The sequence below is a fragment of the Aquimarina acroporae genome (assembly GCF_023195925.1).
Lineage (GTDB): Bacteria > Bacteroidota > Bacteroidia > Flavobacteriales > Flavobacteriaceae > Aquimarina > Aquimarina acroporae.
On the sequence record NZ_JALPRE010000007.1, the window covers coordinates 397,000 to 420,631 of the forward strand.

Genomic DNA, 23,632 nt, shown 5'->3' on the forward strand with positions numbered 1-23,632 from the left:
TTTTTTTATTGTAAACCCATTTTCTTTACATCAATTGATAAAGAATAAATCTTCAAATCCTTACATTTGCATCTGGAAAATAAAGGAATGGCAAAATTATTCAGTTTCGGGTTTTGGAATGCATTAGCGGGGATTATTCTTAGGAATAGAGCTGTAATATTTATAATCATTGTGGGAATTACAGTTTTTCTTGGTTTCCAATGGCAGAACATGAGGTTTTCTTATACCGAAGCTAACCTTTTACCAGATGATCACGAAGTAAACATACAGTATCAAGAATTTCTAGATAAATTTGGTGAAGAAGGCAATTTGATTGTCATGGCTGTAAAGGACAGTACACTTTTTACACCTGAAAAATTAAAGGCCTGGAATGATTTTAATAATTCTTTCAAGCAGTATGACGAAATAGAACTTGTAGTTTCGCTAAATGATCTCAAAAAATTAAAAAAACTAGACAACCCTCCTAGATTTGAATTGATCCCTTTTATTCAGGATTCTGTATACACCCAAAAACAGGTATCCCAATATGAATATGAACTTTTCAACAAACTTCCGTTCTATGAGGGGTTAGTATATAGCAATAAATCTAAAACGATACAAAGTGCCTTGTATGTAAAAAAAGATATTGTTAATACTCCTATAAGAAAAAAGTTTATCACATCGGTGTTACAACCTAAGGTAGCCGAGTTCGAAGCAAAATATAATATGGATGTTCGTGTATCTGGAATGCCGTACATCAGAACGTTGAACTCGCAAAATATAATGGATGAAATCCTGATTTTCATCGTAGCTGCGTTATCTGTTACTTCGCTTATATTTTTCTTTTTCTTTAGATCTTTCAGAGCTACTTTTATTTCAATGACTGCTGTTATTATTGGGGTAATGTGGGCTTTTGGACTTTTAGGGTTACTAGAATATGAAATAACCGTACTCACAGCCATCATTCCTCCTTTGGTTATTGTTATAGGTATACCCAATTGTATTTTCTTAATCAACAAGTACCAGCAAGAGATAAAAAAGCATGGTAACAAAGCTAAGTCTCTTCAACGAGTAATTACCAAAGTAGGAAATGCAACATTAATGACCAATGTTACAACAGCTGCAGGTTTTGCAACATTTGCCTTAACCGAAAGTAAACTGCTAAAAGAATTTGGTATCGTAGCCTCACTGAATATCATCGCATTATTCATTCTATGCCTGCTAGTAATCACCATTATCTATAGCTACATGCCGCAGCCCAAAGAAAGGCATCTTAAACATTTGGGGAAACGATGGATGGAAAGCCTGGTAAACTGGATGGAAGATATGGTAAAAAACCGTAGGGTAACTATTTACTTTTCTTCAGTTATCATATTAATTGCTAGTATTATTGGTATTTATACAATTAAGGTATCTGGAAGCCTTTTGGAAGACATGCCCAAATCATCTGGTTTTTTTAAAGATATTGTATTTTTCGAACAGGAGTTTGATGGTATCATGCCTCTTGAAATTTTGATTGATACCAAACGCAAACAAGGGGTGATGAAGCTTCCTACCTTAAAGCGCATGGAAAAACTTCAAGAACTATTAGAAGAGACTCCCGAGCTATCTAAGCCCATTTCAATTGTAAGTCTGGTTAAATATTCTAAACAGGCATTTTACAATGGAAATCCAAAATACTATCAAATACCAACCAGTCAGGAAAGAAATTTTATTCTACCATATGCCAAAAGCTTTGAATCTGAAGCTAATGTAATGAATAGCTATATAGACTCTACTGGTCAATATGCTCGTATCACTACATTTATGAAAGATGTAGGAACAGAAGAGATGGAAAGAATTGAAACGAACTTATATCCTAAATTAGAAAAGATTTTTCCAAAAGATCGATATAACATTTCATTTACCGGTAAGGCTCTTGTTTTCCAAAAAGGAACAAAATACTTGGTATGGAATCTTGTGTTCTCTTTGGGACTTGCCATTATTCTTATCGCCATTTTTATGGCCTGGATGTTTAGATCATTTAAAATGATTATTATATCATTGATCCCTAATCTTCTACCCTTACTTATGACCGCTGGCCTCATGGGGTTTTTGGGCGTACCCATAAAACCTTCAACCATTTTGGTATTTAGTATTGCTTTTGGAATTTCGGTAGATGATACTATCCACTTTCTGGCCAAGTATAGACAAGAACTAAAATCTAACCACTGGAGAATTAGAAAATCTGTTTTTGCTTCTTTACGAGAAACCGGAGTAAGTATGTTTTACACATCTACTGTGCTGTTTTTTGGTTTCTCGGTATTTATGATATCTAGTTTCGGAGGCACCAAAGCTTTGGGTGGGCTTGTATCTACAACTTTGCTTTTTGCCATGTTGGCAAACTTATTACTTCTACCTTCATTACTATTGTCTCTTGAACGCAGTATAGCGAACAAAAAGACAATGAAGGAACCTACCTTAAAAATAATTCCTAACGAGGACGAAATAGAGGCCTCAGAAGAAGAATAAGCTATTTTCATTCTAAACAAAAAAGCCCCGTTAGTGAACTAACGGGACTTCTGTAAGATAGATTACCCCAAAACCTATCGAACTAAACTTAACGTAAACACAATCGTCATAATTGCATATGCAAGATACTGCCCCTTTTTGTATTTTGAAATAGTATCAAGGGGGGAAAAATCCCCTTTTTTGCAAATTAAACTAAATTTTAACATTATTTAAACTTGTAAAATCCATTAACAATCCCAAAACCTTTAATTCAAAGCAGGTTACAAAAGCATTAATCGTTTTACAAAATGATAATTATTAAAGAAAAAATCTTCAAAAGCAACCTTCTTAACTTCAAAAACCAGAATTTTACAGTTTTTTACAAGCACATGCTCCTTTAAAAAACGTCAGATTTTGAAAACTTCACTTGTTAAGTTTTCAAATATCAAAAAGAATACCAAAATATTTCTTACCGAAACTGCTTTTTGAATTCAATGTATTATGCTCCAATCGGATTAAAAAATTATCTTTGCTACCTTAAATTTTGTAGGTAGGTCTAATTTTTAGTATCTGTGGTTGCAAATAATATGCAACCATTCTTACAAAAAGAGAACAAAATAAAATTATAAATAAACACAAATGAAACATACTAAGGTAATCGAAGTACTACAAAGTGATAAGCTTTTGCAGCCAGTTGCCGTAAAAGGCTGGGTGCGTTCTTTTCGTAATGATCGTTTTATAGCCGTAAATGATGGATCTACAATAAAGAATATTCAGTGTGTTTTAGAAGATAATACCATCGATCCTGAAACTCAAAACAGGATTAATATAGGAGCTGCAGTGGCTATTACAGGTGTTCTTGCCGAAAGTCAAGGTAAGGGACAACGTGTAGAAATTAAGGTTTCTGAAATTACAATTGAAGGTGATGCAGACCCTGAAGAATTAAAGCTTACCATCCTCTCTCCTAAAAGACATACTCTTGAGAAATTGCGTGAACAAGCTCATTTAAGAGTGCGTACCAATACGTTTGGAGCTATCATGAGAATGCGATCAAAACTTTCTTTTGCCATACATGAGTATTTTCAGAAAAACGACTTTTACTATGTACACACTCCCGTAATTACAGGAAGTGATGCCGAAGGTGCCGGAGAAGCTTTTAAGGTGACTAATTTAGATTTAAACAATATCCCTAAAAACGAAGAAGGAGAAGTAGATTACAAACAAGATTTTTTCGGAAGAGAAACCAACTTAACGGTTTCTGGTCAACTGGAAGCAGAAACATATGCCATGGGATTGGGTCAGGTATATACTTTCGGCCCCACTTTTAGAGCTGAGAATTCAAATACCTCTCGTCACCTTGCAGAATTTTGGATGGTTGAACCAGAGATTGCTTTTTGTGATTTAGATGGAAACATGGATCTGGCAGAGGATTTTATTAAGTACGTTATACAGTTTGTTCTAGATAACTGCCAAGATGATTTAGAGTTTCTTGAAAATCGTCTTGTACAGGAAGACAAACAAAAACCACAGGCAGAACGTGCAGAAATGTTACTTAGAGACAAACTGAAGTTTGTGCTAGAAAACAATTTCAAACGCGTAAGCTACACCGAGGCAATCGAAATCTTAATGAACTCTAAACCTAATAAAAAGAAAAAGTTCAAATTTCCGATAGAAGGTTGGGGAGCAGATTTACAAAGTGAGCATGAAAGGTTTCTTGTTGAAAAACACTTTAAATGCCCTGTAATCTTATTTGATTACCCAGCCAATATTAAGGCTTTTTATATGAGATTGAATGAAGATGGCAAAACAGTTAGAGCCATGGACATTCTTTTTCCTGGTATTGGAGAAATCGTGGGAGGATCGCAACGTGAAGAACGACTAGATGTATTGAAAGAAAAAATGGCTGCCTTAGATATCCCAGAAGAAGATCTTTGGTGGTACTTAGACACTCGCCGATTTGGAACATGTACACATAGTGGTTTCGGATTAGGGTTTGAGCGTTTAGTACTATTTGTTACTGGAATGGGTAACATTCGGGACGTTATTCCTTACCCAAGAACTCCGCTTAGCGCAGAGTTCTAAATCAAAATTAAATATTGAGCAATTTCTACCATTAGTTAGCTGCAATACTAATGGTAGAAATTCTATCTATTTTCTTTTTCATTTTTTCTTCTTGCTCAATATTGAAATTCTTTCTTGAATGTTTATCCCGTATACTCATAATATTTCCAGCTTCTTCGATATGGAAAAGACCCAAAGCGTGACCTATTTCGTGGGGACTAGTCGAAGAATATAAAAACTCATCTGTTAAAAGCACCCTTTGGTTTCTTCCCATACCGGCTATTCCAATTATGTTAGATCGTTTTATGATATATATATTTAGGCAATTTTTATCATAGCTTTCTTTAGTTTGCATAAGAAATGTACTAGGCTCCGACCCTTGGTTATCTCTTAGATCATATAGCTCTTCATTTACCAAATTCACAGTTTTTCCCAGTTCCAAACCTATATCAATTCTATGAAAATAGTAACCGTTTAAAAAACGTATGAATTCTTGTTCGTTAATTTTTCCAGACATTTCATTAGATCCTCCATCATTCTCAACGTAAAAAATATTTACTTTCACCTTTCTTCCAGGGTTTTCTACAAATATTTCTTCCGTAGGCTCGTTTTCTGCCTCCTCGGCAGAACAAGAAAAAAGAAAGAAAATAGCAGTAAAGATGAAAGCTAATTTAAATTTATTAGAAGTTTTTTTAATCAATTCGGCACCATTCGCATTGGCACACACGGCAGTTCTTGTAGTTGTTATCATTTCATTTTGATTTGGGACACTCCTAGGGGTAGTAGAAGTATAGTTGTTAAACATTCTTCGGGGGCACGAAGATTATTAACACTTTAACGAAGATATAACTGTTTACTTTTGAGTCACTTGACGTGTTGTAAATCGATTTGAAATAAAATTAGAAAATACTGAGCTAGGTTGGATACGGTTAAACCGTAATATAAATACGTAAATATTTTCAAAACTCTCATTTCGTCGATAAACAGTGGTATTTCAAGGAAATGTTAAAGTTTTGTTTGACAGAAAAATACTACCTTTATTACGGAAATCCTTACTTTTTTATAAGAATATGGTAAGAAAAAAGGGGGATTTTCCCCTAAGATTATCAATTTAGCCTTTCATCAAATTTGTTAAAAATCAACTAATTACATAATAAAAACGTCAATTCATTACTATGTCCTCTAGAAAATGATCAAAAAAAACATAAAAGAACAATTGAATTTTGATCAAGTATTTGTGCAATTTAAACTTACATTTCAACCATCAGAAAACCGATTTTACATACATAATTTGCCCCTACCTAGAATAACACATTAAAAGCAAACTAATTAAGATGCTTTTTCATTAAAATTTCAGAAATCAAGTTCTTGATAATTACCTTATCTGGATCAGTTTTTTGCGGCCTATTTTTTACTCTTTCTATTTTTTCATAGTGAGGGATGTAGCCGGTTTTGGATAAGGATTGTAATACTTCCTCAAAAAAACCATTTAAAATCGGAATTACATGGATACTGGACACATGTTTCCTTTTTAGATGAATAAATTTTTTGGAGTAGGCCAGGAAAATTTGAGGATATTGGGCAAAGGTCATTAGTGCCTCACAAAAACTTAAATACACCTCATCTCGAGTAAGGTGGTACTTAAATTTAAGTTTTGATTGATCTATGTTTTTTATTGTATACAGCAATACGCTTTCTTTAATAAAAGTACTATAGTCATTTTTAGCATAATAATACACCTCCATTCCTATATTGGTATTTATCACCAATACTTCAGTTCCGATATTTTCTTTTAAAAACGACTCGAATATAGCAACTGTAGAAAAAGACATTAGTAATCTACGCTTAATATGAGTTGATCTTATATTAACCGATTTAATACTATATTTTCCAACAGCGCTGTTCATGAGCTTACTTAATTAATTCAGAAATTTCTAAGCCTTGATTTTTAGCATGCATTTCGGCCGTAAACCCTTTATTGTCTTTTGCATTCATATCGGCTCCGTGTTCTATCAGCAACCTTATAATTTCTTTTTGACCAAAGGTAGCTGCATATATAAGTGCGGTCGCTTCATTATAGCTTTTCTCATTTACATTTGCCCCAGACTCAATAAGTAATTTAGCAATATCATGGTACCCTTTGAAACAAACCCCCATTAATGCTGTATTTCCAGAACCATCTTTTGCATTCACATCTGGACTATATGAAAGAATAGCTTTTGTAATCTCTTCAAAACCATAATAGGAGGCCAAAAGCAATGGTGTAGAACCTCTACCGTCTTTTGAATTAACCGTCTCTGGGTTCTGACTTAAAATTGATTTTACCAGATCTAAATTTTCCGATCGTATTGCATTAAAAATGTCCTCCATTATTATTGTGATATATATTGCGTATGATGTGAATAACAATTTTAAAGATACACGATATTTAACACAAAATCAACAACTTAAATTGATTGTATAAATCTAAAAATAATCAAAGCTTATTTAACAAATAATTAGGATCAGAAAAATCTATTCAAGTGTTTGAATCCCAATCCCTAAGCCTATTGTTCAATCCATTTCCTGAAATCTGAAGTAATCGCAGAACTGGTCATTACTTTTTCTGAACTGCCTTTCATTTGAATAAGTAATCTGTTTTTGAAATGATTTTCTATGGTTTCTATATATTCGACATGTATAATCTGACTCCTATTAATTTTAAAGAATTTTTTAGGATTAAGTTGCTCATTCAATATGCTTATCTTTTCTGAGATAGGGTGTTTCTTCCCATTATAATCTATAGCTACACAAAAATCTCCAGACGCTTCAATTATACTAATATCCGATGCATTTAATAACTGAATTCCTTTAGTCCTTTTAATCACAAATCTTTTCTTGTAATTCATCTGATTTTCCTGAAGGGCTAACTTGAGAAAATCTAACATACTAGAATCTAATTGATTCTTTTTCTCTTTTTTAAATAGGGACTCGTATTTATCTAAAGCTTTTTTAAAATCGTCTCTCGAATAGGGTTTTAAAATATAAGCTATACCATTAGTCTTAAATGCCTGAAACAAATACTCATCATATGCAGAACAAAAAATAATAGGACAATCGACAGATACTTCATTAAATAAATCAAAAGAAAGCCCATCAAGTAATTGTATATCTGATAACACCAGATCATAAGTCTCAGTTTTCAAAAAATCTCGCCCGTCACTAACCGAACGAGACCAATCGTTTTCGACATCCTCTCCAAAGTATTCATTGAGATGTTGCAATAGTTTTTGATATGCTGGAATTTCGTCTTCCAAAACTAAAATACGCATAGGCTTATGATTCTGTACTTAATTTGATAATGGGTATCGATATTTTAAATTTTAAGTCGGTATTAATGATTTGTACTTCCTGATCTGAAAGCAATTTATATCTGGCTTTCAAATTTTCTAACCCTGTCCCAAAAGATTCTTGAGCTTGCTGTGTTTTCGACTTATCGTTTACAACAGTTAATTGATCATCTGTAACTTCAATACATACTCTTATCGCCCCTTGTACTCCAACCTTATTGTGTTTTACAACATTTTCAAGTAGGGTTTGTATAGCTCCAGTAGGGATGAATTTATCTTCAAAAGAAGTGTCTTTTCTTATCTCAAAATTATAATCACTCCCGAATCGTGTTTCTATTAAAAAAATATAATTTTCTGCTAGTTCCATTTCCTCGACTAATTCCATAACCTCAGCGTCTTTGGTACGAATTAGATATCTATAAATAAGTGAAAGTCTATTGATATATTCCTTCGCTTTGTTGGTATTACTATCGATTAAGGCGTCTAAAGTATTCAAGTTATTAAATAGAAAATGAGGATCAATTTGCGAACGTAACAGTTTAAGTTCATTCTCTTTTTGTTGTTTTTGCACGTTAAACAACTGTGCTTGACCTTCATAAAACTTCTTTGCTAATAAAATAGCAAAAGGAAAGCCCGCATCGTCAGACAACCTAAACACGCTCCTTATTAAAAAATCATACCACTTCGGAAACTTACTCCAATCTGCTCCACCGGTCCAAAAACCGGCTGTATAATCTATCATACCAGGAATGATTAAGGTAAGAAGGCCAAAAAAAACAAAGTGACCATATTTTTTTTCTTTTACAATATAACTAGGGATCAACCAATGAATAAATAGCAAAATGATTACAAAAGACAATAATGCGGCAACAGGAAGATCTACCAAATACTCTATGAGCATATTCCCTTCTTGATAATAATCTATACAGTTAAAAAAAATATTAACCGCATAAATTATGGCGAGTATGGTATAGTCAGACGTATTGAGTTTGGTATTCATCTTGGTTTATTTCTTTTTAATATTCTTAACCTTTCTTATAACAAACCTTAGGAAAACTATAATTACAAGAATACTAAAAACTACAATAACTCCTAAAATAATATAAAGTTTTGTCCTTCCTGGATCTGCAAGCATATAAAAAAATAATTCTTGTCCGAGTTGCTCCCCATATTCAGAATTGGTAAAAAGTATAAACCCCCAATCTTTTTCAACATCCATGGTATACCAAGATGTGAACCCTTCATTGTTTCCACTATGCAAATATAGATCGGTAAAAGGTACATGGATAGTTAAGAAACCAAGAGTATAAGACACATCAATACCATCGTAAGGTACTGGTGACTGAGGTTGCAACAGTTCTTTATAACTTTCCGATGAAAGAATTTCTTTATTCATCATAGTTATCATCCACTTCGAAAAATCTAGAGGTTCAGAATGAATTGATGAAGGTGCATAAAACTTACCATCTTCCTTGATATTCCAATAATCATTTCTCCAATCAATCCAATCCCCATTTTTATCGTAGGGTTCAGCTTTATGATAGCGTGTATATTTATTTTGTATAAAAACGGTATGCTCCATACCTGAAGGAATAGCAATTCTTTTTTGAAATTCTGCCTCTAATCCTTCATCATTTGTATCTAATAAATGTATGAGTACTTTGGTCAGATATTGGTACCCTTCTCCAGAATAAAAATAATCGGTCCCAGGATCAAATTTGATATTTAGTTGTTTATCATCATTATCTTCTCTCCAGTTTGGAAACCCAGAACGATGGCACAGCACCATTCTTGCTGTTATTTTTTTGTAGCGTTCGTCATGAGCTATGTCCGGATATTCCATATATTGATATAATGGCTTATCAAGATCCAGCACACCCTCTTCTACAAAAGTCATTACAAAAAAACCAAACACCGATTTTGATATTGAAGCTCCTTCAAAAATCGTATGCTCTGTAACCGGCAACTGTTTTTCTATATTGGCTAAACCCTTTGTTTGATGATACACTACCTTTCCATCATTAATCACAGCGATTGCAAGACCGGGAATATCATACTCGCTCATTTTTGAATTGAGGAAAGTTTCAAAAGTTTCTTCGGGAATATCAAACCCTAAATAGCTATTAAAAGAAGTATCCTTTTTAGAACAACCTAGTGTTACTACAGCTATTATGATATATAATACGTATCGATTCATGATTCTATTTTAATTTTCGTCATCAATTCTATCTTGTTCCTCTTCAGAAACATTTTTCCTTTTCTTTGTCTTACTAAGTTTAGAACCAAAACTATAATTCAACTGCACATAAATATTTTGTCTTGCCCAGTCATTTATAATATTGGCATTTACATTATCATAGGTTATTTCACCAAAGAATTTTCTATTCAAAATCTCTTCGAACTCTACACTTACCTTTAGTTGATCGTTCAAAAACTTTTTGCTCAATGCGACATCGATACCGGCAATCCACTTATATTCTATTTGACCTTCAAGTCCTCCGGTAGTGTAATATCCGGAAATTTCTGAATTTATTCCCCAAGGAAGTTGATATTCTGCACTGGTATACCAAGTCATACTCCAATTGGAAAGGTCTAATGCAGGGGTTAACCTTTCCGATTGGTACTCATTATAATTCACGATTACACCAGTAAACCCGTCTAAACCTTTTACAAAGTTTAATGGCCCAAACAAACTAGCACTAAAGTTATTATTCTTTGCCAGATTTATTACCGACCTTGACGTTTCTGCAGAAGTGTCATTTTGAGTAATAATCTCGAATAATGCATCGGTAGTTTCCTTGTATCCTACACTGAAAAAAGGTTGGTCTTCATAAGTAAGATTAAATTGAAAACTATTGGTAAAAGCTGGTTTTAGATTAGGATTACCTTCTTCAAAAGTAAAAGGATCATAATAATAAACAAATGAGTTTAACGAGCTATATGAAGGCCGTTGTATGCGATAACTATATGCTACATTTGCACTAAGCTCATCGGTTAGTTTTCTGGTTACTGCAGCACTAGGAAAAAACTTAGAGATGTTTCGGGTTCTGGTTTCATTTTGAGTTAATGATGTACCCTCGGTACTACTTTCTTCCCAACGCAATCCTCCAGAAAAACTCCATTTATCTAACTTTGCACTAAACTTTGAATATACTGCCAGGATAGATTCATCAATCAAAAATCTGTTCGTTTGGTTTTCATTATTCACAAAAACACCATCTTCATTTTGAGTTAGCGATTGTAAATCACTATCAGAATCTACATATGAATATTTAGCCCCTGCTCCCCAGCTAAAATTATCACTGCTTGTGCGTTTATAATCTGCTTGATATGTGAAAATCTCATATTTCGCTTCCTGAAAGTATCTCTGGTTATCATAATCTATAGTACTTTCATTAGTTTGGAACAAATTGTTTTCATTAGAGTAATCATAGTCTATATAGTTGAAATCCAGAGTCACTTTGTTTTTTTGATCATCAAACTCATAGTATGGGTTTAATGTAAATGTTACCCTATCTCTATCAAAACTATTATCTGTAAGTAATGTTGCTTCACTCCCAGAACCTATAACCTGTGTGCTATTTTTGGTAACACGAGTAGACATTGATTGAATTCTATTCGCACTGGCTCCTAGAGTATGTTGATCATTCAAATAATAATCTATACGTCCACTTGCTCTAAGTGTCTCAGGATCAAATGGCGAAATAGAAGTTTGATTATAAGTTTCATCTAATACTTCTCTGCTAATAATTAAATCTTCTCTCCATGACGATCTTGTGTATCCTGCACTTGCCTGCCAATTTAGTTTGTTTTTATAACTTGCTATAGATGCACTTGTACCGTACATATAATCATCGACATAACCCACCGTGGTTTTTATATTACCATGAGTTCCTAATTTTACATTTTTCTTTAAGATGATATTGATAATAGGTCCCGATCCTTCCGCGTCATACTCAGCTCCGGGTTGTTGTATAAGCTCAACCCTAGCAATATTATCTGCTGGCATTTCACGTAACAACGCGTCTACATCTATATAATCTGTAGTTTTTCCATTAATTAAAATACGAATATTACCCTGTCCTCCATAATTTAGATTCCCATTAGAAACAATTACTCCGGGTATCTTCTTAACCACATCTTGAAGATTGGTATTGATCATCTCAGACTTTTCTATATCTACTACAAGTTTTTCTGCAGTTTGTCGAATTATTGGTTTCTTATAGGTAACTACAACTTCATCTAACTGTTCTGAAGCAAGGGAGAAATTGAACGATAAGCTTTGCCCTTTCTCATATGAGAACACTTCGGTTTTTTTGGTATCATATCCTAGCATCGAAACCTCAAGTCTATACTTTCCTGTTTCTATTCTTTCAAAAAGATAAACACCTTCTTCATTGGTAGCAACTGCAGAAACAGCTGTACCCGTATCACCTTGGTATAAAATAACATTAGCAAATACCAAAGGCGCATTATCACTATCACTTACCTTACCCGTGATAGCATCTTGAGCACTTGTTTTAAAAATACTTAGGCAAAAAATAATAAGAATTAATTTTAAAGAGTCCATACTTAGTTTGTTTCATTAATTATGGAATCAAAACTAGGTGGACACCCCTATTATTTAAAGGAGATTCTGCCGAAGTGGGATAAAATTAGGTTGAAAAGGGTGTTAATTTCCTTGGAATTATATTCAAAAAAACATTAAGAGGACAATTTATCTTTCATTTTCATTAACTCTTGCTCTATCAGTAGTAGTTTATCCTCTACATGATCTCCAAACTCTGGAATTCGTTTACAAAATACATACCGTACTCTCCACATTTCTTTAATATCAGACAATGAAAATTCTTCATCTTCTATGTTCTTATGATCTGCTCTAAGCACAGCATTACCTTTGGTAATATAAAGGCGTCTAAAAATTAGCTGATCGCCAGCTAATACAAAAACCAAAGTACCGTTATTCAATTTCTTCATTACATTAGTCGGCACTTTTTCCCCTATTACTATATCCTTAGGATAAAAACCTCTATCGTGAGAAGTCATCTCGAGATTATTTACAGCAAACCCTCTAAATTCTTTAGTAGGATTTACCGGAAGTTGTACTACAGGAAGATCATTAACAAAACTTTCTTTATCATATAATGAAATATAATCGTTGACAGTACTTTCTGTTATACAAGGTATGGTAGCAAACTGTTCTCTTTTTATATCTTCTGCATAGGTAGTAAGATCTCCTTTGAACTTTAAAAGCTGATTAACGGTTAATTCATTGGTAAGTAAATCGTCAATCTGTATGCTAAAATAGTTAGCAATTTTTATTATTGTTTCTATTTTAGGCTCACTTCTACCCTCTTCATATGCCCCCAACGTACCTCTTTTCAGGTCAAAAAGCTCTGCAAATGCCTGTTGGCTCAGTCCTTTTACTCCGCGAATTTTTTTTATGTTTTTTCCAAAAAATGACATTTTTGCTAATTTTATTTGCAATTATAAAAATTTATTGTACATTTACACTAACAATATTAGCTAATACTTTTGAATTATGCTAATTTTAGTAGAAATACTTTTTCGCGTTTTCTTCTTTTACAAAGAAACATGGGAATCTCTACTAAAATTTTTAGCAAACAACTAATTTATTAATCTTAATCAACATACCCATGATCGCATTTATAATATATCTGGCAAATTTAGCCGGAGATATTGCACAAAAGTTATGTGACTTTTTGTAATATTGATTCACAGTCAAACAATACGAAATCAATTACTAATTATCAATCAAAAATAAACCATCGCATGGAAGATCATTTTCAAAACGTGAAGGACTACCTGCTAAAATTGAATTATGTAATTACCCACGAAAACAAGGGGGAGGGAATTATCATGATTAGCAAGGAAAATGAAGGAATCAAGAATATGATTATTGGGGTGGCTCCACCCATTTTAATAATGGAGCAACATATATTCAACATAAGAAACAAAAGTGAATTGGTATACAAAAGTTTACTTCAAAAAAACCGGGACATTGTACACGGGGCATTTGTACTCGATGAAACCGGAGACAAGGTAATTTTTAGAGATACTCTACAGGTAGAAAACCTAGATTTAAATGAGCTTGAAGGTTCCCTGAATTCCTTAGGCCTATTGTTGAGCGAATATTCAGAACAAATTATAAACTTTTCAAAATATTAAGACGATGAACTTTTTTAAGAGATTATTCAAAATAGGTGAGGCAGAAGCAAATTCTGCTATTGATAAAATGGAGGATCCTATTAAAATGACAGAACAAGGAATACGAGACATGAAAACCGATCTTGAGAAAAGTCTTGAGGCTCTTGCTCAGGTTAAAGCTTTGGCTATACGAGCAAAAAATGAAACCGAAGAGTTTGCAGCAAAAGCTGAAGATTATCAACAAAAAGCTATGCTTATTCTTAAGAAAGCACAGAGTGGAGATATGGATACTGCCGAAGCCGATAGATTAGCCAAAGAAGCATTAATCAAAAAGGAAGAGTCTATTCAGCAGGTAAGCAGAACAAAAACAGAGTCTGAAAAGTTCAATAAATCTGTAGCTCAATTAGAAAAAAATGTCAAAGAAATTAAGCAAAGTATTAGCAAATGGGAAAATGAATTAAAGACCCTTAAAGCTCGTGTAAAAGTTTCTAAGGCGACAAAAAATTTAAACAAACAAATGGCCGAAATCGATAGCTCGAGTACGGTTTCAATGCTAGAACGCATGAAAGATAAGGTAAATCAGGAAGAAGCCCTAGCCGAAGCTTATGGAGATATTGCAAATACCTCAAAGTCTATTGATGATGAAATTGACAAGGCCGTAGATATTACTGAAACCAATGCCGAAGATGACCTGGCAAAGTTAAAAGAGCAATTGGGCATGAAGGGTGACGATGCTTAATTATCTACCTCCTGGTCACAACAGACATCATAACCATTGCTATTAAAAATACACAGGGTTCCACCTCCTTTTTTGAAGGATACACCAGAATAAAATATGTATTGTAGAAAAAAAGATGGTGTCTAAGGGTAATGATTATATTACTTAAGACATCAATGGTTATGTAAGCGTCAATTGAAGGGTAAGAATATTCCAAAATAATACTATGAAAAGGAACGATTACGAATAGATCATAAACTTTAAACACTAACCATTTGAAAGAATTATTTGACATAGCAATTTCGATAGTTAACCTACCATTAACTATCTTATTCGGACTATTGATCCTATATTGGTTACTAACCACATTGACAGGATTAGATTTAGATTTTTTCGATGCCGATATAGACGTTGATATTGATGCCGATGTAGATGCAGATCTAGATGCCGATTTTGATGCTAGAGCAAACTTAGATATTCCCGAAATATCAAATACCGAAGTTAAAAAAGAAGATGTTATACGAAGAAGAGGAAAGTTAAACTTCTTTCAGATTTTTTTAATCTATTTCAATTTTGTCGGACTTCCTTTCATGTTTACATTTTCCTTTTTTGTATTGTTCTGGTGGGCCATAACCATGGCGGGAACATCGATAACTCATAGCTATGACAATGACTTTGGATTTGTATTCTTTTTTGGAGGTATAGCACCCGCTTTATTTCTAACCAAAATATTTACAACTCCGTTTAAAAAGTTCTTTACCAATTTTAACAACAAAGGAGAAAGTGCTCTTGAACTATTAGGAAGACAAGGAGTATTACAAAGCACAATTTCTGGTGATAAAATAACCACTTTAGAGATTAAAATACAATCTGACCCTATTAAGGTGATGGTCACATCAAAAGATGGAATTGAGATCCCGGCGAATACGAAAGTAGAAATCGTAAACCAGGTAAAAAACAAACAACTTTATATCATACAACAATTAAACTATTAAAGCAATTATGAGCAATTTAGCAAACATAGCCATCATTGTGGTGGTGGGATTGGTACTCCTTATCGTACTGTACTTTATCATTATCGCTATTTTCTATCGCAAAATCCCACAGGGAGAAGCGTTAGTACGTACCGGTTTTGGAGGAACCGCTGTGGCCTTTGACAAAGGACTCTATGTGATTCCTGTACTGCATAAAGTAGAAATTATGGATATTTCGATCAAGAAAATTGAAATAGAACGTACCGGAGTAAACGGATTAATTTGTAAAGATAACATCCGTGCAGATATTAAAGTAGCTTTCTTTGTTAGAGTAAATAAATCTGTAGAAGATATTATCAATGTGGCACAAACTATTGGTTGTAATCGAGCTTCAGAAATAGACACTTTGCGTAGTTTATTTGATGCTAAATTCTCTGAAGCTTTAAAAACGGTAGGTAAAAAATTCGAATTCGTAGAGCTATATGAAGCAAGAAGAGAGTTTCGCGATGAGATTGTAAATATTATTGGTACCGATCTAAACGGATATATTCTTGACGACTGTGCTATTGATGATCTTGAACAAACCTCGTTAAGCGTTATGAAGGCTGATAATATTCTTGATGCAGAAGGTATTAAAAAAATCACTGAGTTAACAGCAGCTCAAAACATAAAATCTAACCTCATCAAGCGTGATGAAGAAAAGGTAATTCGCAAACAAGATGTAGAAGCTCGCGAAGCTATTCTCGAGCTAGATAAGCAACTTGCAGAGAAAGAGGAGCAACAAAAGCGCGAAATTGCCAACATTAAGGCTCGTGAAGAAGCAGAAACCCTAAAAGTTTCTGAGGAAGAACGTCTAAAATCTGAAACAGCTAGAATTTCTACCGAAGAAAAAGTACAAGTAGCCGAAGAAAATATGCAGCGCCAGATTATAGTAGCAGCCAAAAACAAACAACGTACTGAAGCTGTAGAAACAGAAAGAGTAGAAAAAGACAGAATGCTTGAAGCCACAGAGCGTGAGAGAATTGTTACGCTTGCCCAAATTGAAAAAGAAAAAGTAGTAGAAGTTGAGAAAAAGAATATTCAAGATGTGATTCGTGATCGAGTAATGCTAGAAAAAGGTGTGGTAGAAGAGCAGGAGAATATGAAAGATATCGAAGCATTCAAAACTGCAGATCGTGATAAGCAAGTAAAAATAACGATTGCAGAGGCTACAGCTCAAGAAGATCTTATTAAGACCATTAAAGCTGCTGAGGCACAAAAAGAAGCGGCTAAGCAAAAAGCTGAAGAGATTAATATCGAAGCACAGGCGAAGAAAGAAGCTAGTGAAAAAGAAGCTGAAGCTCGTAAAACACTTGCTGAGGCTCAAGCCAAAGAGGAAGCTACTCTAGGTATGTCTGAAGCACAAGTAATGCACGCTAAAGCAGATGCAAGAGAGCGTGAAGGACTGGTCGAAGCAAACGTTATTGAGAAAACCGCAAAAGCCGAAGCTGCTGGTATTCAAGCCAAAGCCGAAGCTATACGTGAAGAAGGATTGGCAGAAGCCGAAGTAATAAAAGAGAAAGCTCTTGCTGATGCTGCAGGTATAGAAGAAAAAGCCGAAGCAATGAAGAAACTTGATGGTGTTGGTAAAGAACACGAAGAATTTAAGCTACGTTTGGAGAAAGAGTTACAAGTTGACCTTGCAGAGATCAATATCCAGAAAGAAATTGCCGATGCTCAGGCTTCGGTAATTGGAGAAGCGCTTAAAGCAGCAAACATCGATATCGTTGGTGGTGAAACCATGTTCTTCGAGCAAATTATGGGACAAATCACCAGAGCCAAAGGAATTGATAGATTGGTGCAGCACTCAGATAATATTCAAGAAGTAAAAGATGCCATTTTAGGAAGTGAAGATGTAAAAGGAAACCTTTTAGAAAAAATAAAAGACTTTGCAACCAAATACGGAATCTCTTCTGAAGATATTAAGAACTTAACGATTGCCAATCTATTAATGGAACTAAAACAGAAAACTACAGATCCTGAAGAAAATAATTTGTTTACCAACTTATTTAATCTGGCTAAAGGATTAGGACTTTCTGACCAAAAGTTGAAGTAATTCTTAAGAGTAAAGGAATATAATCTCCTCTACTATATACAACCATGAATACGATCACAACTACATTTTTAAACCCATAAAAGTCTTCCCATTCTGGGAAGACCAGGATGGGAATTGTTTAACTTTTAAAAGGTTTATTATGGGATTTTGAGGATCAAGTGCGGCGATGCTTGCATCGTTGAAAAACAACAACAGACGATCAAAAAGAGAAGCTTTCGAAGGATGGACAACATCGAATAAAGAAAGTCAAGGTATCGAAATAGAACCTATCGCCGAAGAGGTATTGGTAGAGATAAGAAATAAACTTAAAGCGCAACGAAAAAAAGAGAAAATCAGAAACATTATAATCTTAATACTTAGTGTAATTGCCACATTTCTCTTTTTTCTATTCTTGTTTTATTATTTCTATAACTCGACGGGAATATCAGATGAGTTTTTATATAGATGATATACAAATTCACTTCAATGACATTAAAAATTCTTGAAGTATGACCAATAAAAATTAAAATCACAAAACGAATGAATAAAAATTTTATAAAAATATTAGTTGTGTTATTGGTTGCGGTTACTATTCTCGGTGCTAACACTTACCTTCAGAAAGAAAAACTGAATGAAAACGGTGTTATAACTACAGCAGTAATTGAGGAAATTATATGGAACAAGTATTCAAACGACGCTGGAAACTCAGTAGACAATATTCATGTAAAATATAAATACGAGGTTGAAGGTCGGGAATTTATAAGAACTCAAGAAGTTTTGCGACAAGAACATGATTTGTATTTCGATACTACAAAAAATGTAGGAGACTCTATATATATCAAATATTTAGAGAACAATCCTAAACATTCCAGAATCGAAAAAATGGTGCAATCTGCAAAATAAGTTTGTCTGAAATTATAGAAAATCAAATCGAAATTCGATTTAACACATGCAAGAAGAAAACAACAATCAACATATTCAACTAGACGGAGGCACTTATGAGATCATCCAAAATCGTTTACAAAAACACAAAGGTGATCTCCAAAGCCGTCTAACCCAACTTAACGATGCCCGAAAAGAAGTTTTTGGTAGCGTAGAGACCAAACTTATTGCCAACAATCGAATAAATACTGAAAACAACTGTATCGCCAGAGATATTGTTACCATAGGTGAATATTGTTTGTTTGGGTATAATGTTCATTTTGGATTGCGTACCGAAATTACATTGGCAGATGTGTTTAGTATTTACACTTATACTAATGAGCATTTTTCGGCAAAGCCTCTAGATCTAATTAATGACCCAATATTTATAAATGATTTCACCAATCTTTATAAATATTATCGTAATACAATCTTTTCAAAATTCGCTATTGTTGGGAACTATCTACATATGGTTTTTCAGTTGAGCGAAAGTGTATCTGATATCAAAACCTTCAAATGGCTTATTAATGAAGGAACATTGACCTATGTTGACAACCGCAGTGAACATGAGTTTAAGTTCCCAAAACAACATGAATTTAATTGGACCGAGGTAACGCGAGATATGCACCGCTATGGGGCACATCCTCATATTTCAATTCTCGACAAGGTATTTGTAGAAACTATTGGTGGTGACCTAACCATCAAAATTGAAGACAATACCGACGAAGGTAAAGGTATTTTAGACGAACCTGTAGAACACATAGATCAAACCTTAGACGATGGGCAATACCGTTTTGCCGATTTAGGGAACCTTATCACCTTAGAAATAAAACCTTTTCAAGAAAAACCTCGTTATTTTGTGTACAATCACAAAATGCAAGAGGTAAAAAAGATCGAATGCATTAAAGATGCATGTGTATTGTTACCCGATGATCAAGGAATTATTTACCCTAACGGATATTACCTGCAATCTGGAGAGTATAAGCTATTTACCAATGAGGTGAATGATGTAAAGTTTCAGGAAAAAATAATATCTCCCAATGGCGAAGATTTTTTATATGTCTTCTATGCAAGTGAAAAAGGGTTATACACCTTAATGTCATACAATGTTATAGAACAAGAGGTAAAAACACCTATTGTTTGTAACGGATTTACAATTCTTCAAAACGGAGAACTTTGTTATTTTAAAACCGAAGACGAGCAAACCAAACACCATGTCATTCAGATTTGGCAAACTCCTTTTATGAAGGGCGATACAATCCCTTCGCAACACACCGATACTTTGCTCTATAAAATCGGAAATAAAGATATCGTAAAAGCTATGGCCGAATGCCATGCTTTGATCACTTTATTGAACAAAGAAGATAGCTACGACGGCCTATATGATGATATTTCTAAATTTTCTAATGATGTTATTGATAGTTATTATTGGATTCGCGAAGAAGATACCTTTAGACTAGACGTTCCTCTCGAAGAAATTAATGGCGCAGCCAATGCTGCCATAGATGAGTTTGAAAAAGTAGTACAACTTCGTAGAACCGCATCAAACCTCACCAAAGAAACGCAGGATAAGGCAGAACTCCTTTTCGGAAAAATAAAAAGTAGCTCCTTTAGATCTATCGACGATTTTGTGCAAGTACTATCACAACTTCGAACATTACGAGGTGAGGTAATTAGCCTAAACGATATTCGATATGTAGACAAGAACTTTATCACGTCTTTAGAAACAGAAATCGCCGAGCAAACTGAAAAAATTTCCCAGCGTTGTGTGCAATTTCTTCTAGATGACAAAGCACTACTCCCCTATCATACTCGAGTAGAAGAAAAACAAACCGATCTTGAAAAGATCAAAAAGGTAATCGATGCAAAAAAACTAGAAGAGGAAGTAAATCAAATCGCAACCGATCTGGAAATGCTTATCGATATCGTATCGAATTTACAAATTGAAGATACCTCGCATTCAACCAAAATCATTGACAATATTTCCTTGATTTTTGCTACTATCAATCAACTTAAAGCAGGAATCAAGAACAAAATAAAATCCCTAGGTAGCAAGGAGGCCACAGCAGAATTTGCGGCACAACTTAAGCTGGTCGATCAAAGTATCATCAATTACCTTGATATTGCTAATACTCCTGAAAAAACAGATGAGCTTCTCAACAAAGTATCTGTACAACTAGAAGACCTAGAAGGAAGGTTTGCCGATTTTGAAGAATTCATAGCGCAGATCATCGAAAAACGGGAAGAAGTATACAACGCTTTCGAAGCTAGGAAAAATGGTCTTATCGAGGCTCGTAACAAAAAAGCTGTAGCTCTTGAAAATGCTGCTAATCGTATTTTAAAAGGGGTAACTAAAAAGGCTTTGAGTTTTGACGAGGTGGTCGATATTAATGGATATTTTGCTTCAGATTTGATGATCAATAAACTTAGGGATATTGTAGATCAACTCAAAGAACTAGATGATGCAGGAAAAGCTGAAGCCATAGAAACTGCTTTAAAAGTTGCAAAAGAAGACGCTACACGAAAATTAAAGGATAAGCAGGATCTTTATGAAGATGGTGAGAATATCATCAAACTAGGGAAACATAAATTTGGAGTCAATAAGCAGCCTTTAGACCTTACTATTGTCTATAAAGATGGTACATTGGCATATCACCTTACCGGAACCGATTTTTACCAGGATATCGAAAATGATATACTCCTAAAATCTAAAAAATACTGGGACCAGGAGTTAATTTCTGAAAACTCAGAAGTTTATCGTTCGTCTTATCTTGCCTATAAAATTTTCAATACAGAACATAAAGAAAAATTAACTGGCCTTACCGAAGAACAACTCTTACAGATTATAAAAGCTGAAAGCAGTAAAAACTACGCTGAAGGATATGTAAAAGGAGTTCATGATGTTGACGCCTCTAAAATTCTTAAGGTTCTTACAGATCTGGATCACGGTTTAGGATTATTACGATACACTCCAAATACTAGAGCTTTTGCACAATATTTCTGGTTTAGTTTGAGCGAGGAAAAGCAGACTTATTGGAACACATCAATTAAGGCATCAGGAGAAGTGCTAGAAGTTTTTCCAAATAGTAACGAACATCATAAGATCATAAGTAGTCTACAACAGGAAATTTCTGGGTTTATAGAAGAAAAGCAATTACCAACTACTACATCTAAGAATATTGCAGAGTATCTATTTGCCGAACTGCAAAGTGATTCTAACTTTTGCATCAGTCAGACAGCTAATGAAATATTCGATGCTTTTATAGCTGCGTTAAAAAAGAAAAAGGCCTTTACCAAACTCAAGAAATCTCTTGAATTGGATATGAAACCGCGTTCCAATGGTAGTGTAAATTGGCAATACAAAATCAATTTGGCCTTGCAATGGGTCACTTCATATATAAAAACACATGCTGCTGAGCATACTGATTATGCTCATGAAGTGGTTTGTATTTTATTGTTCAAAGATGAAGCTACATCTGAGGTTATTCATGTTAACCCATCGCAAACGATAAAAGATCTAAAAGGAAGTCATGCTTCAATCATCGAAGGTAATTTTGAATTTAATTATCACCGCTTCATAAATACATTAACTCAATTTGCCGAAATCGAAGTACCTGCTTTTGAAGCCTACCGTGAAGCCAAACATGAAGTTACCGAGCAGCTTAAAGAAGATTTAAAGCTAAGCGAATTTGAGCCTAAAGTGCTTTCTTCTTTTGTACGAAACAAATTAATCGATCAGGTATACCTACCATTGTTTGGAGACAACTTATCGAAGCAATTAGGTAGTGTTGGAGAAAACAAACGCACCGACCGTATGGGTATGCTGTTATTAATTTCTCCTCCGGGATATGGTAAAACGACCTTAATGGAATATATGGCCAATAGATTGGGATTGGTCTTTATGAAAATTAATGGCCCTGCCATTGGCCATGAGGTAACATCTGTAGATCCTATGGCCGCGAATAATGCGGCAGCCAGAGAAGAGTTGAAAAAATTAAACCTGGCTTTTGAAATGGGAAACAATGTGATGCTGTACCTTGACGACATACAACATTGTAACCCTGAGTTTTTACAGAAATTTATATCGTTGGCCGACGGTACCCGAAAAATAGAAGGAGTACATAATGGAAATCCAAAAACATACGATTTAAGGAGCAAACGTTTTTGTGTGATTATGGCCGGAAACCCATATACCGAAAGTGGAGAAAAGTTCCAGATTCCAGATATGCTTGCCAATCGTGCAGATATATATAATCTTGGCGATATTATTGGGGATACTGCAGACTTATTTAAATTAAGCCTTATCGAAAATGCTATGACTTCGAATCCCGTCTTACACCAATTGAGTAGTAAACATTTTGAAGATATTTATAAGCTAATTGAGATAGTTGAAACCGGTTCTGAAGAAGGAATAGAGTTACAAGGAAATCATACCAAGCAAGAGGTACAAGATTATTTGGCTGTACTAGAAAAGGTTGTGGTTATTCGTAATACTGTTTTAAAAGTAAACGAGACCTATATTCGATCGGCGGCTATGGAAGATGCTTATCGCACAGAACCTTCATTCAAATTGCAAGGATCTTATCGTGATATGAGTAAGCTGGTTGCCAAAGTGGTACCTATTATGAATGATACAGAATTGCAAACCTTGCTTCTATCCCATTATGAAAACGAGTCGCAAACCTTGACCAGTGCTGCAGAAGCCAATTTATTGAAGTATAAAGAAATGACAACTACCATTTCTAAAGATGAGATTACTCGTTGGGAAACCATAAAAGAAACTTTTGTAAAAAACAACAAACTCAAAGGTTTTGGTGATAAAAACGAAATGGCTCAAGTACTGGCTCAAATGATGCAGTTTAGTGATCATTTAGCAGGCATACAAGAGGTATTGAAAAAAGGGTTGGAGAAATAGAAC

General features: G+C 34.2%; 17 protein-coding genes. 9 read left to right on the forward strand and 8 right to left on the reverse strand.

Annotation, left to right across the window (positions count from 1 at the left end; translation table 11 throughout):
* Positions 1 to 87: 87 nt before the first annotated feature.
* Both M0D21_RS12940 and asnS read left to right on the forward strand, forming a co-directional pair.
* Entirely contained in the window at positions 88 to 2,490 is a 2,403-nt protein-coding gene (locus tag M0D21_RS12940; protein ID WP_248330135.1) for an efflux RND transporter permease subunit, read from the forward strand.
* Positions 2,491 to 3,108: 618 nt separating this feature from the next.
* Entirely contained in the window at positions 3,109 to 4,551 is a 1,443-nt protein-coding gene (gene asnS / locus M0D21_RS12945) for an asparagine--tRNA ligase (protein ID WP_248330137.1), read from the forward strand.
* Positions 4,552 to 4,582: 31 nt separating this feature from the next.
* Here asnS and M0D21_RS12950 read toward each other — a convergent pair whose 3' ends face one another.
* The 8 genes from M0D21_RS12950 to M0D21_RS12985 all read right to left on the reverse strand — a co-directional run bounded on the left by M0D21_RS12950 (position 4,583) and on the right by M0D21_RS12985 (position 13,325).
* The gene (locus M0D21_RS12950; protein WP_248330139.1) at positions 4,583 to 5,281 is read right to left on the reverse strand and encodes a matrixin family metalloprotease; all 699 of its coding nucleotides are present in this window, start codon (positions 5,279 to 5,281) and stop codon (positions 4,583 to 4,585) included.
* A gap of 574 nt (positions 5,282 to 5,855) precedes the next feature.
* Positions 5,856 to 6,437 (reverse strand): hypothetical protein, encoded by a 582-nt coding sequence (locus M0D21_RS12955; protein WP_248330141.1) that lies wholly within the window; start codon positions 6,435 to 6,437, stop codon positions 5,856 to 5,858.
* A gap of 4 nt (positions 6,438 to 6,441) precedes the next feature.
* Entirely contained in the window at positions 6,442 to 6,900 is a 459-nt protein-coding gene (locus M0D21_RS12960; RefSeq protein ID WP_248330143.1) for an ankyrin repeat domain-containing protein, read from the reverse strand.
* A gap of 176 nt (positions 6,901 to 7,076) precedes the next feature.
* Positions 7,077 to 7,841, reverse strand: a complete 765-nt coding sequence (locus tag M0D21_RS12965; RefSeq protein WP_248330146.1) for a LytR/AlgR family response regulator transcription factor — start codon at positions 7,839 to 7,841, stop codon at positions 7,077 to 7,079.
* A 4-nt stretch (positions 7,842 to 7,845) separates the two neighbouring features.
* Positions 7,846 to 8,859, reverse strand: coding sequence for a sensor histidine kinase (locus M0D21_RS12970; RefSeq protein WP_248330148.1), 1,014 nt, complete (start codon positions 8,857 to 8,859; stop codon positions 7,846 to 7,848).
* Between the two features lie 6 nt (positions 8,860 to 8,865).
* Positions 8,866 to 10,056 carry a serine hydrolase domain-containing protein gene (locus tag M0D21_RS12975; RefSeq protein ID WP_248330150.1) on the reverse strand — a complete coding sequence of 397 codons (1,191 nt, stop codon included), beginning with the start codon at positions 10,054 to 10,056 and terminating at the stop codon, positions 8,866 to 8,868.
* 9 nt (positions 10,057 to 10,065) lie between these two features.
* Positions 10,066 to 12,429, reverse strand: coding sequence for a TonB-dependent receptor domain-containing protein (locus tag M0D21_RS12980; RefSeq protein ID WP_248330152.1), 2,364 nt, complete (start codon positions 12,427 to 12,429; stop codon positions 10,066 to 10,068).
* Between the two features lie 134 nt (positions 12,430 to 12,563).
* The gene (locus M0D21_RS12985; protein WP_248330154.1) at positions 12,564 to 13,325 is read right to left on the reverse strand and encodes a helix-turn-helix domain-containing protein; all 762 of its coding nucleotides are present in this window, start codon (positions 13,323 to 13,325) and stop codon (positions 12,564 to 12,566) included.
* 327 nt (positions 13,326 to 13,652) lie between these two features.
* On the opposite strand from M0D21_RS12985, the gene M0D21_RS12990 reads away from it, so the two are divergent.
* The 7 genes from M0D21_RS12990 to M0D21_RS13020 all read left to right on the forward strand — a co-directional run bounded on the left by M0D21_RS12990 (position 13,653) and on the right by M0D21_RS13020 (position 23,629).
* Positions 13,653 to 14,048, forward strand: coding sequence for a YbjN domain-containing protein (locus tag M0D21_RS12990; protein ID WP_248330156.1), 396 nt, complete (start codon positions 13,653 to 13,655; stop codon positions 14,046 to 14,048).
* A 4-nt stretch (positions 14,049 to 14,052) separates the two neighbouring features.
* Positions 14,053 to 14,766 carry a PspA/IM30 family protein gene (locus tag M0D21_RS12995; RefSeq protein ID WP_248330158.1) on the forward strand — a complete coding sequence of 238 codons (714 nt, stop codon included), beginning with the start codon at positions 14,053 to 14,055 and terminating at the stop codon, positions 14,764 to 14,766.
* A 254-nt stretch (positions 14,767 to 15,020) separates the two neighbouring features.
* The gene (locus M0D21_RS13000) at positions 15,021 to 15,740 is read left to right on the forward strand and encodes a hypothetical protein (RefSeq protein WP_248330160.1); all 720 of its coding nucleotides are present in this window, start codon (positions 15,021 to 15,023) and stop codon (positions 15,738 to 15,740) included.
* Positions 15,741 to 15,747: 7 nt separating this feature from the next.
* Entirely contained in the window at positions 15,748 to 17,814 is a 2,067-nt protein-coding gene (locus tag M0D21_RS13005; protein ID WP_248330162.1) for a flotillin family protein, read from the forward strand.
* Positions 17,815 to 17,980: 166 nt separating this feature from the next.
* Complete coding sequence (locus M0D21_RS13010; protein ID WP_248330164.1) at positions 17,981 to 18,262, forward strand: hypothetical protein; 282 nt, start codon at positions 17,981 to 17,983, stop codon at positions 18,260 to 18,262.
* A gap of 71 nt (positions 18,263 to 18,333) precedes the next feature.
* On the forward strand, positions 18,334 to 18,696 hold the full coding sequence (locus M0D21_RS13015) for a DUF3592 domain-containing protein (protein ID WP_248330166.1): 363 nt from the start codon (positions 18,334 to 18,336) through the stop codon (positions 18,694 to 18,696).
* 46 nt (positions 18,697 to 18,742) lie between these two features.
* Positions 18,743 to 23,629: a DNA repair ATPase gene (locus M0D21_RS13020; RefSeq protein ID WP_248330169.1), complete on the forward strand. Its 4,887-nt coding sequence runs from the start codon at positions 18,743 to 18,745 to the stop codon at positions 23,627 to 23,629.
* Positions 23,630 to 23,632: the final 3 nt, after the last annotated feature.